The organism is Frankia gtarii (genome assembly GCF_025403375.1).
GTDB lineage: Bacteria > Actinomycetota > Actinomycetes > Frankiales > Frankiaceae > Frankia > Frankia gtarii.
This window is the reverse complement of record NZ_JAMPTM010000241.1, coordinates 1-9924: the sequence shown is the minus strand read 5'-3', so window position 1 is coordinate 9924 and position 9924 is coordinate 1. Positions and strand designations below refer to the sequence as shown.

Below are 9924 nucleotides of genomic sequence, written 5' to 3'. Positions count from 1 at the left end.
CCTCGCCGGACCGCGGTCGCGCTCTGACCGCGCTCCGGCGAGGGCGGTCAGAGCGCGAGTACCTGACGTAGTCCCCGGTCCAGGTCTCGCATGAGGCTCTCCGGGACAGTGCCAACAGCATGCCCGAGTTCGTCCTTGTTGAGAGTGACGACGGCGGTCACGTTGGCGACAGAGTCGCGTGGTAGGCCGGTCACTGCGGCGGGGAGGAAGACGTTGCCGGGCATGGTGGAAAGCGCGGTGTTCGACGTGATGACGACCGCGACGACCGTGGCCAACCGGCTTGCGTTGTAGGACGCGGACTGGACGACCACCACCGGACGGCGTTTTGCAGGGCGACCGCCCTCCGCCTCGCCGAGGTCAACCCAGTGCATATCGCCCCGGCTGATCACCAGTCCGCGCTGTCGCCCAGTGCCTGCCGGCCGGCGAGCGCCGCGGCCTGGAACGAGTCGTCGGGACCCGCGAGTTCAAGTGCGGCGTCGATCCGCTCGGTGAGGGACTGTGCGTCGAGCTCCTCGATGTAGCGGCGCGCGGCTGTCGTGAAGAACTCGGAGCGACTCACACCGAGTGCGGCCGCGCGACGCTCAGCCTCGTTGAAGGTCTCGTCCGGGATCGAGATCGCAGTCTTCACGCGCTCAGTATAACCAGGTATGACCACATGATCGCCCGCCACGGTCGCCGCGGAAAACCCCTGGTCAACCCAGCGGACGATCTCCCCGTTGGACATCGGGTCCGGGGCCGTCCGCCACGGCGTTGAGGACGGCGACGATCGTCGTGCCGGGCGGGAAGGCATCGGCGGCGGCGAGGGCGAACAGGGCGTAGAGCAGCTTCGCCTCGTAGACCGGTTCCAGGGCGAGGCCGTGGCGGTGGTGGAAGTCGGCGATGAAGCGGGCCAGCTCCGGGGTCGACCGGGCGTAGCCGCCGAAGTGGAAGTCGTATGCCATGGTCCAGTTACCGGAGTTCGCACCGAACGCGGCGCGCTGGAGCCGGTCGACCTCGTCGGCGAGGAACCCGGCGCCCCGCAGTACCGGGACGCCGAGGGCGCGCTGGCCCGGGGCGAGGCCGGCCGCGATGCCGGCGAGGGTGCCGCCGGTGCCGCACGAGCAGCAGATCACGTCGAAGGGACGGTGGATCTCGGTGGGCAGCTCGGCGCAGCCGCGGGCGCCGATTGCGTTGCTGCCGCCCTCGGGGATCAGGTAGAACGCGCCGAACTCGGCACGCAGCCGCTCGATGACCGGTGGCGACGTCTTCGCCCGGTAGGCGGTTCGGTCGAGATAGGTGATCCGCATGCCGGCGTCGGCGGCGAAGCTCAGCGTCGGGTTGAGCGGCAGATGCTCCTCGCCGCGGATCACCCCGATCGTCCGGAGGCCGAACAGCCGGCCGGCCGCCGCCACCGCCCGGATGTGGTTCGAGTAGGCGCCGCCGAAGGTCAGCATCGTGTCGTGCCCGAGCCGGCGCGCCTCGTCCAGGTTGCCCCGCAGCTTGCGCCACTTGTTGCCGGGAATGTCCGGGTGGATCAGATCGTCCCGCTTGAGCAGCAGGCCGACACCCTGCCCGATCAGCCGCTCGTCGGCGACCTCCTCGACCGGGGAGGGCAGCGTCGGCAACTCGGCCAGCCCCACCACCCCGTTCGTCCCGTTCACGCCGCTCAGCCCGCTCAGCCCGCTCCCGTCAACCCCGCTCAAGGGCTTCTCGCCAACCGGCATCAGGGTAACTGGGCGGGCACCGGATCCAGCTCCGGCGGCGACGACTCGGCCCGGAATCCATCCAGACTCGGGAGCCGGTTCCGCGGAACACCTTGATCGCCGGGAGGTTGGGGTCGGAGTGGTCCCTGTCCGTCGGGCTGACTACGAGGTGATGGCGACGGCGCGGCGGACGAGGGTGTCGCTGGTGAGCTGGGCGAGCATGAAGTCGGCGACGTCGGCGTGGGAGACCCTGGACGTGACGGTCAGGAGCAGCTCGGTGCCCGTGCGGTACTGCCCGGTGTGCTCACCGCCGGTGAGGATGGCCGGTCGCACGACGGTCCAGGCGGTATCGCTGGCGCGCAGGAGTTCCTCCATGCCTTCCTTGTCCCGCATCAGCGATCTGATCGCGACCCACGCGATGGCGTTGTAGAGATCGCGGCGGCGACTGTCGGCCACGCCGTAGCAGCTGACGGCGACGAGGCGGTGCACGCCGTGAGCGTCCATCGCCGGCAGGATGGTGCGCATTCCGTCCGTGCAGACCGTGCTGCGCACGCCGCGCTGGCCCAGCGCGCTGAGCACGGCGTCGCTGCCGGCGACGACCTCCTTCACGGCGTCCGCGTCCCGGACGTCACCGGCGACCGCCCGCAGGTGCTCGTGGGCGGTGAGCCGGCCCGGGTCGCGGGCCAGTGCGGTGAGGGTGTGGCCCTGCTGGAGTGCCTGCTCGAGCAGGTGGCGCCCGATGTGGCCGGTTCCGCCGAAGACCGCCAGATGCATGCCGCGCGTCCTTCCAACCCAAGGGAAAATTTGAGACTCCAAGCATCGAATAGATACATGGAGTCGTCAAGTGTTGGAGGCTCCACGTAATATCGACGGGTGGCTGACACCACCGACCCTGCCTACGACGCGCTCACCCACTCCCTGGTCAAACAGGTGGTCATCCTCGCGGGCACAATCGGCGCGCTGGGCGCGGACCTGCTGAAGGAACTCGATCTCACGGAGCCGCTCGCCAACACCCTGTGGCGGCTGGACCCCGACGCACCCGCCCCCTCGATGCGCACGCTCGCGGCCACGCTGAACTGTGACCCGTCCACGGTCACGTTCCTCACGGACCGGCTGGAACAGCGCGGCCTCATCCGACGGCAACCAGTGCCGACGAACCGTCGCCAGAAGGTCATCAGCCTGACCGACCGTGGTGTCGAGGCCCGCAACCGACTCGTCCAGACACTGACCACGGACTCCCCGTTCGCCCGGCTCTCACCGGACGACCGGCATCACCTCCACGCGCTGCTCGCCAGGGCAGGAGCCGATCCGAGCCAGTTCACCTGCCAGGCGACCGCCCCGTCCAAGACTGGCCCGGACCGAGCGGAAGCGACCACGCGGCCCGAACCGGGCCGCTGATACCGCGACCTGGCGGCACCGGAGATTCAGTGCAGCGAGGGGAAGGTGCGGTCGGCCTTCTCGCCGGTCTCCAGCAGGTTCACCGCGCGGCCGACGATCAGCGGATCCGGGGTGCCGACGACGTCGGGGTCCTTGCCGGTGTAGGGCAGCGTGTGCAGGACGTGGCGCATGGTCTCCAGCCGGGCCCGCTTCTTGTCGTTGCTCTTCACCACCGTCCACGGCGCCTCGACCGTGTCGGTGTAGAAGAACATCGCCTCCTTGGCATCGGTGTAGTCGTCCCAGCGGTCGAGGGCGGCGAGGTCGATCGGGCTGAGCTTCCACTGCCGGACCGGGTCGATCTGGCGGACGATGAACCGGGTCTGCTGCTCGCGCTGGGAGACCGAGAACCACAGCTTGATCACTGTGATCCCGCTGCGGGTCCACATCCGTTCCAGCTCCGGGGCCTGGCGCAGGAACTCGCGGTACTGGTCCGGGGAGCAGAAGCCCATGACCCGCTCGACGCCGGCCCGGTTGTACCAGGACCGGTCGAACATGACGATCTCGCCGGCGGCGGGCAGATGCGCGATGTAGCGCTGGAAGTACCAGGACTGCTGCTCGCGCGGCGACGGCTTCTCCAGGGCGACGACGCGGGCGCCGCGGGGGTTCAGATGCTCGGTGAACCGCTTGATCGTCCCACCCTTGCCGGCGGCGTCGCGGCCCTCGAAGACGAGCACGATGCGCTGGCCGGTCTCCTTGGCCCAGTACTGCATCTTCAGCAGCTCGATCTGCAGCAGCCGCTTGTCGCGCTCGTAGTCGGCGCGGGCCAGTCGGGTCTCGTACGGGTAGTTCTCACGCCAGGTGTCGACGGGGGTGCCGTCGGGCCGCAGCAGCGTCGCCTCGTCGTCGTCCTCGTCGAGGACCCGCAGGCCGGCGAGGCTCTCCACGTGGACCCCGACCCGCTCGGCGAGGCCGGCCGCGCCGAGCCACCCGCCGATGCCGTCGGCGATGCCGCGCACCAGCGGCTCCGCCCGCCCGTCTGCACCCTTGGGGATCACCCGTTCGACATGGGTCACGCTGAATTCCCTCCCGCACGGACAACGAGGCTGCACCGGGCGGCTGTTCCCACCCCGCGGCACCGTCGACCAGGGCGGATCCGCAGGGCCGGGGGCAGCCGGCCGGCCAACGGTACGGAAGCCGGCCGGCCCGTAGTCGACGCGCATTCGAACACCAGGTGACAGGACGGTCCACAACCGACACAACCGACACCCCGGACGCCCGCCGAGCGCCCGAGGACACCCACAGCTGTTCAGCCGGACAGGCGGGTCAGCCGGACAGGCGGAAGCTCAGGTCGGCGGCGGGGACCGCGGTGTCGAGCTGGGCACGTTGCAGGCGGCCGGAGTAGTCCCAGCTCAGCGACTGCCAGCGGGTGACCTGGTCGAGCATCCAGATCCCGGACTGGCGGCTGCCGTTGCCGGATCGGCCGTTGCCGCCGAAGGGCAGGTGCGCCTCGGCGCCGGTCGTCGACCCGTTGACGCTGACCATCCCGGCGCGCACCCCGCGGCGGAACCGCAGCGCGCTCGCCGCGTCCGCGGTGTAGATCGACGACGACAGGCCGTAACCGGGCAGGTTCGCCAGCTCGATCGCCTCGTCGAGGTCGCGGTAGGTGGCGACGCCGACGATCGGGCCGAAGGTCTCCTCGCGGAACAGCTCGTCGTCGGGGCGGACCCCGTCGACGATCAGCGGATGGTAGTAGAGCCCGCGGTCCGGGTCGCCGACGAAACCCCGTCGCGGGCCGTTGCGAGGCAGGCCGCCGAACCCGGCCGCACCCTTCGTCCCCGCGGCACCCGGTTCCGCGGGGCCGCCGGTGCCGGTGATGCGGCCGAGTGCGGTGGATCCGGACAGGCGGTGGTGGTCGCGCAGGAGGGTGAGGTGGCGCTCGAAGCCGGCGGCGAACCGGGCGTCGAGCAGCGGCCCGTAGAGCACGTCACCGGTGGGGTCGCCGATGACCGCGGCGGACACGGCGGCGGCGAAGCGGTGGACGAACGCGTCGTGCACCGACTCGTGCACGATCGCCGTGCCGAGCGAGGTGCAGCGCTGCCCGGCGGTGCCGAATCCGGCGAACACGGCGGCGGAGACGGCGGCGTCGAGGTCGGCGTCGGGCGTGACCACCATCGGATTCTTGCCGCCGAGTTCCAGGCACGGCGTCTGCAGGTGCCGCCCGCACAGGGCGCCGATGGACCGGCCGACCTCGGTGGACCCGGTGAAGCCGATCTTGTCCACCGCTCCGGCGGCCAGCGCCCGTTCCAGGCCCGCGGCCGTCGCCCGGCCGTCGGCGGGGACGAGGTTCACCGCACCCGCGGGCACCCCGGCGGCGGCGAGCAGCTCAACCATCGCCTGGGCACAGGCCGCGGCGTACTCGGCCGGCTTCCACACCACCGTGTTCCCGGCGAGCAGCGCCGGCACGAGGTACCAGGACGGTACCGCCACCGGGAAGTTCCCGGCAGTGATCACCATCATCACCCCGAGGGGTTCCCGGAAGGTGAACAGCTGGCGGTCCGGCATCTCCGACGGCACGGTCTGCCCGTAGAGCCGCCGGCCCTCCCCGCGGAAGAACTCGCAGGTGTCGATGATCTCCTGGACCTCGCCGCGGGCCTCGGCGGCGGGCTTGCCGACCTCGCGGGTCACCAGCCGGGCGAGGGCGTCGGCGTTGTCGGCGACGAGCCGGCCGAAGCTGCCGATCACCGACCCGCGCACGGGGGCCGGCACCGCGGCCCACGACCGCGCGGCCGTCTGGGCGGCGACGGCGGCGGCGAGGATCGTCTCGGGGCCGACGAGTTCCACCTCGGCGACGACGTCGTCGAGGCGGGCCGGGTCGGTCGAGGGGACGACGCGGACCGGTGCCGGCTCGACCTCGGCGCCGCCGGCGGGATCACCGACGGTCGCGCACAGGCCGTGCGTGCGTCCGTCGATGCGGGCGCTGACGCGCCTCGGCCGCACCAGCGTCATACCGGGCTCCCTTCGGCCAGACCGGCGACGACCCGGGCGAGCGCGGTGACGCCGGTGCTGAGCTGGTCGGCGCTGACCGTCAGCGCCGGGCGAAAACGCAGGGTGCAGACGCCCGCGGGCAGCGCGAGGACATGTTCGCGCACCCGCAGCCGGCGCAGCACCTCGTCGCGCGTGGCCCGGTCGGGCAGGTCGACCGCGCACAGCAGGCCCCGCCCGCGCGGGTTGGTCAGCAGCCCGGGATGGGCCGCCGCGAGCGCGGTCAGCTCGGTCAGCAGGCCGGCACCGAGCTCACCGGCCCGCCCGATGAGCCCCCGCGCCTCGATGACCTCCAGGATCCGGGTCGCGCGGACCATGTCGACGAGGCCGCCGCCCCAGGTGGAGCTGATCCGGCCGGGGACGGCGAGGACGTTGGCGGCGACCTCGTCCACCCGCCGCCCGGCCATGATCCCGCCGAGCTGGACCTTCTTGCCGAACGCGACGATGTCGGGGCGCAGGCCGAGCTGCTGGTAGGCCCAGGCCGACCCGGTCGCGCCGACCCCGGTCTGGACCTCGTCGAGAACGAACAGCGCGTCGTGGCGCAGGCACAGCGCGGCCATGGCGGCGAGGAACTCGGCGCGCAGGTGGTTGTCGCCGCCCTCGCCCTGGATCGGCTCGGCGAGGAAGCAGGCGATGTCGTGCGGGTGGGCGGCGAAGGCCGCCTCGGCCTGCGCCAGCGCGGCACGCTCCGCCGCGACGACGGCGTCGAGGGCGGCGCCCGTGCAGGGGAAGGTCATCGCCGGGCAGTCGATGCGCGGCCAGTCGAACACGGGGAACCGGTCGGTCTTGACCGGATCGGTGTTGGTGACCGACAGCGTGTAGCCGCTGCGCCCGTGGAAGGCGTGGCGCAGGTGCAGCACGCGGCGACCGAGTCGGGCGGGCCGGCCGTGAGCGGCGTTGTGCCGGCTCTTCCAGTCGAACGCGCACTTGAGCGCGTTCTCCACCGCCAGTGCGCCACCCTCGACGAAGAACAGGTGCGGGAGCTCGGGGTCGCCGAGGACGCGAGCGAAGGTGCGCACGAACTCGGCGTAGGCGGCGGTGGCGATGTCCGGGTTCGCCGGCTTGTTGACCGCGACGCGGCCCAGCCGATCCACGAAGCGCGGGTCGCCGGCCAGCTCGGGCGGGTTCACCCCGAGCGGCGCCGACGCGAAGAAGCTGTAGAGGTCGAGGTAGCGCCGGCCGTCCCGGGCGTCGACCAGGACGCTGCCGGCGCTCTCGGCCAGATCACAGACCACGTCCAGGCCATCGACGAGCACGTGACGGCGCAGGACGGCCAGCACGTCACCCGCCACCACGGGCGGCCCGACCGGCACCGGCACGGGTGGCCCGACCGGCACCGGCACGGGTGGCCCGACCGGCACCGGCACCGCCGCCATGCCCGGCACCGCCACGCCCGGCACCGCCACGCCCGGCGCTGTCGCCAACGACGTCGCGCCCGGCACCGCCACGGGCTCGACGGGATGGACGGTGGATCCGGGCGGGCGAGCCGGGCGGCCGGTGGTTCGTGGAACGCGGACAGCCATCCAGGCTCCCTCCGTTACCGATCGCGGCAAGCGGCACCCGCCCCCACGACCTCAACCCTGACGAATATCTTCCCTCGAAAGTCGCATTGAATCTTCAATATTCTCGCATTGCCTCAGATTTTGATCTGATCATCCCGTCGATGGCGGATGCAGCCGACGATTCGTCACATCGGCCACCTCGGACACCTCGGACACGGATAGTGTCCTTCTTGTAAGCGAAGCGTGACAGGTCAACGAGCAGATGAGGACCACCACTGCGCCGGGAGACAATCGGCTCATTCCCTGCACTGCCCCGGGGCGTGCCCCACCAATGCGTGATCGGATAGCCTCCCCCGACCCCGTCGATCCACGCACCACCCGCCCGCCGGCGGAGAGCTCGGAGAATAGGAAGCGGTGTGCTGACGCCCCTGACCTCGGACGACCCAGGCCGCATCGGACCTTTCCGGCTGGCCAACCGCATCGGCGCCGGTGGCATGGGCGTCGTCTACCTCGGCTTCGGCGACGACGGCAAACCGGTCGCTGTCAAGGTCCCCTCCGTCGGGCTCGCCGACAACCCCGAGTTCCGCTCCCGGTTCCGCCACGAGGTCGCCGCCGCCCGGCGCGTGCGGGGCAACTCCGTGGCGGCGGTGCTCGACGCCGACCTGACCGGCGAGCGCCCCTGGATGGCCACCGAGTACGTCGAGGGCCGCAGCCTCGCGGACGCCGTCGCCACCCGAGGTGAGCTCGACGACCGCCTGGTCCACGGGCTGGCGATCGGGCTCGCCGACGCCCTCGTCGCCATCCACGCCGCCGGCGTGGTGCACCGCGACCTCAAGCCCGCGAACATCCTGCTGGCCTGGGACGGGCCGAAGGTCATCGATTTCGGCATCGCCCACGCGGGGGACAACACCAGCCACACCCGCACCGGGATGCTGATCGGCACGCTGGTCTGGATGGCCCCCGAGCAGCTACGCGGTGAACGGGCCGGGCCGCCGGCCGACATCTTCGCCTGGGGCGCCTGCGTCGCGTTCGCCGCCGCCGGGCGACCCCCGTTCCGCGGTGAACGCGCCGAAGCGGTCGGCATGCAGATCCTCACCGCCGAACCCGACCTCGGCGACCTGCCGGCCGACCTGCTCGGTGTCGTGCGCGCCGCACTGGACAAGGAGCCCGCCCGTCGACCCACGGCGACCGAGCTGCTCGCCCGGCTCCTCGGGCGCGCCGTGCGGTCCCCCGCCGACTCGGACGAGGCCAGCGAGACCGCCCTGGCCCAGGTGTGGTCCCTGCCGCCCACCCCGCCGCCGGGCGCCGGCCCGCCCCGGGGACTGCGCAACGCCGGGTATGGCCCGGTCGCAGGACGCCCAGAACCCGCCGCCGCGGCCTACCCGGATCCGACGGTGCGCGATCCCCGGTCGTCCTACAACGCCCCGCCGAGCTACGACGACCGCTCCGGCCACGACGGCCGCTCCGGATACGACACCGGATACGACAACCAGGCCGGGAACAGCTACGGCGGCCCGGGAGGCCGGCGCGGCTCGGGAGGCGGCCAGCGCGGCGTGGTCGTCGCGGTCGTCATCCTGATCGCGCTGCTGCTCGGCGGCGGGATCGCGGCAGCCGTCGCACTCAGCGGCGGCGGTGGGGACGAAGACAACGCCACCCCGCCCGTCGGGACCACTCAGGGCGCGGACGGCACGGCGGGCACGACGACGCCGGGCGGCGCCGCACCGAGCGCGGGCGTCACCACCCCGCAGCAGAGCCCCTCGCCCTCGCCCAGCCCGTCGCCCTCGGCGTCGGCGAGTCCCGCGACGCTGTCCACCGACGACGCGGCCACCCTCGTACGCAACGAGGGCTACGAGCCGGACATGAGCACCTACCAGGAGGATCGCCAGCTCAGCGTGGTGATCGGCACCGCGCCGGCGGCCGGCGACACGCCCCGCCAGCTCGCCTTCGTGTTCGCCGACGGCAAGTACCGCGGCACCGACACCTCGGCACCGAGCGCCCACGTAGCCTTCCACGGCCAACGCAACGACCACGAGGTCGTGTTGCGCTATGACACCTACAACCCGCAGGACCCGATCAGCTCCCCGTCCGGCCACGCCGACGTACGTTCCCGCTGGAACGGGACAAGCTTCATCACCCGCGACCCGATCCCGTCGGACGATCCGAACGCTGCCGGTAGTCGCCGGTAGTCGCCAGCAGCCGCCGGTAGCCGCCGGTAGCCGGGCCGTGGTCGGCTGCCGGAGACGACGCGCCCACCCCAGCGACCGGCCACATTCGGACGGCTGGAAGCATTACGGTTCGGGGAGCACAGTCCTGCGGCGAAC

At 72.0% G+C, this 9924-nt stretch carries 9 protein-coding genes; 2 read left to right on the top strand and 7 right to left on the bottom strand.

Translation table 11 applies throughout. The features are described 5' to 3' along the window. Positions 1 to 47 precede the first annotated feature (47 nt). From NBZ83_RS25375 to NBZ83_RS25360, 4 genes are all read right to left on the bottom strand, one after another. The gene (locus tag NBZ83_RS25375; RefSeq protein WP_308203337.1) at positions 48 to 371 is read right to left on the bottom strand and encodes a type II toxin-antitoxin system PemK/MazF family toxin; all 324 of its coding nucleotides are present in this window, start codon (positions 369 to 371) and stop codon (positions 48 to 50) included. 14 nt (positions 372 to 385) lie between these two features. Continuing rightward, entirely contained in the window at positions 386 to 628 is a 243-nt protein-coding gene (locus tag NBZ83_RS25370) for a CopG family ribbon-helix-helix protein (RefSeq protein ID WP_261567896.1), read from the bottom strand. A 64-nt stretch (positions 629 to 692) separates the two neighbouring features. Next, positions 693 to 1682 (bottom strand): 1-aminocyclopropane-1-carboxylate deaminase/D-cysteine desulfhydrase, encoded by a 990-nt coding sequence (locus NBZ83_RS25365; RefSeq protein WP_261567895.1) that lies wholly within the window; start codon positions 1680 to 1682, stop codon positions 693 to 695. A gap of 162 nt (positions 1683 to 1844) precedes the next feature. Next, on the bottom strand, positions 1845 to 2456 hold the full coding sequence (locus NBZ83_RS25360; protein WP_261567893.1) for an NAD(P)-dependent oxidoreductase: 612 nt from the start codon (positions 2454 to 2456) through the stop codon (positions 1845 to 1847). 99 nt (positions 2457 to 2555) lie between these two features. On the opposite strand from NBZ83_RS25360, the gene NBZ83_RS25355 reads away from it, so the two are divergent. Further along, on the top strand, positions 2556 to 3080 hold the full coding sequence (locus NBZ83_RS25355) for a MarR family winged helix-turn-helix transcriptional regulator (RefSeq protein WP_261567892.1): 525 nt from the start codon (positions 2556 to 2558) through the stop codon (positions 3078 to 3080). Positions 3081 to 3106: 26 nt separating this feature from the next. On the opposite strand, the gene ppk2 is transcribed toward NBZ83_RS25355, so the two are convergent. From ppk2 to lat, 3 genes are all read right to left on the bottom strand, one after another. Further along, positions 3107 to 4132 carry a polyphosphate kinase 2 gene (gene ppk2, locus NBZ83_RS25350; protein ID WP_261575936.1) on the bottom strand — a complete coding sequence of 342 codons (1026 nt, stop codon included), beginning with the start codon at positions 4130 to 4132 and terminating at the stop codon, positions 3107 to 3109. 250 nt (positions 4133 to 4382) lie between these two features. Beyond that, on the bottom strand, positions 4383 to 6065 hold the full coding sequence (locus NBZ83_RS25345; protein ID WP_261575935.1) for an aldehyde dehydrogenase family protein: 1683 nt from the start codon (positions 6063 to 6065) through the stop codon (positions 4383 to 4385). Continuing rightward, positions 6062 to 7477 carry an L-lysine 6-transaminase gene (gene lat, locus NBZ83_RS25340; RefSeq protein WP_438803337.1) on the bottom strand — a complete coding sequence of 472 codons (1416 nt, stop codon included), beginning with the start codon at positions 7475 to 7477 and terminating at the stop codon, positions 6062 to 6064. The genes NBZ83_RS25345 and lat overlap by 4 nt, the downstream gene beginning before the upstream one ends. A gap of 542 nt (positions 7478 to 8019) precedes the next feature. Between lat and NBZ83_RS25335 the strand changes: the two genes are divergently transcribed. Continuing rightward, positions 8020 to 9789 carry a protein kinase domain-containing protein gene (locus NBZ83_RS25335; RefSeq protein WP_261567886.1) on the top strand — a complete coding sequence of 590 codons (1770 nt, stop codon included), beginning with the start codon at positions 8020 to 8022 and terminating at the stop codon, positions 9787 to 9789. Positions 9790 to 9924 lie beyond the last annotated feature (135 nt).

Bases quoted from the DNA above. Each gene is read 5' to 3' on its own strand.
- NBZ83_RS25375 (WP_308203337.1), bottom strand. From the start codon at position 371: ATGCACTGGGTTGACCTCGGCGAGGCGGAGGGCGGTCGCCCTGCAAAA.
- NBZ83_RS25360 (WP_261567893.1), bottom strand. From the start codon at position 2,456: ATGCATCTGGCGGTCTTCGGCGGAACCGGCCACATCGGGCGCCACCTG.
- NBZ83_RS25345 (WP_261575935.1), bottom strand. From the start codon at position 6,065: ATGACGCTGGTGCGGCCGAGGCGCGTCAGCGCCCGCATCGACGGACGC.
- lat (WP_438803337.1), bottom strand. From the start codon at position 7,477: ATGGCGGCGGTGCCGGTGCCGGTCGGGCCACCCGTGCCGGTGCCGGTC.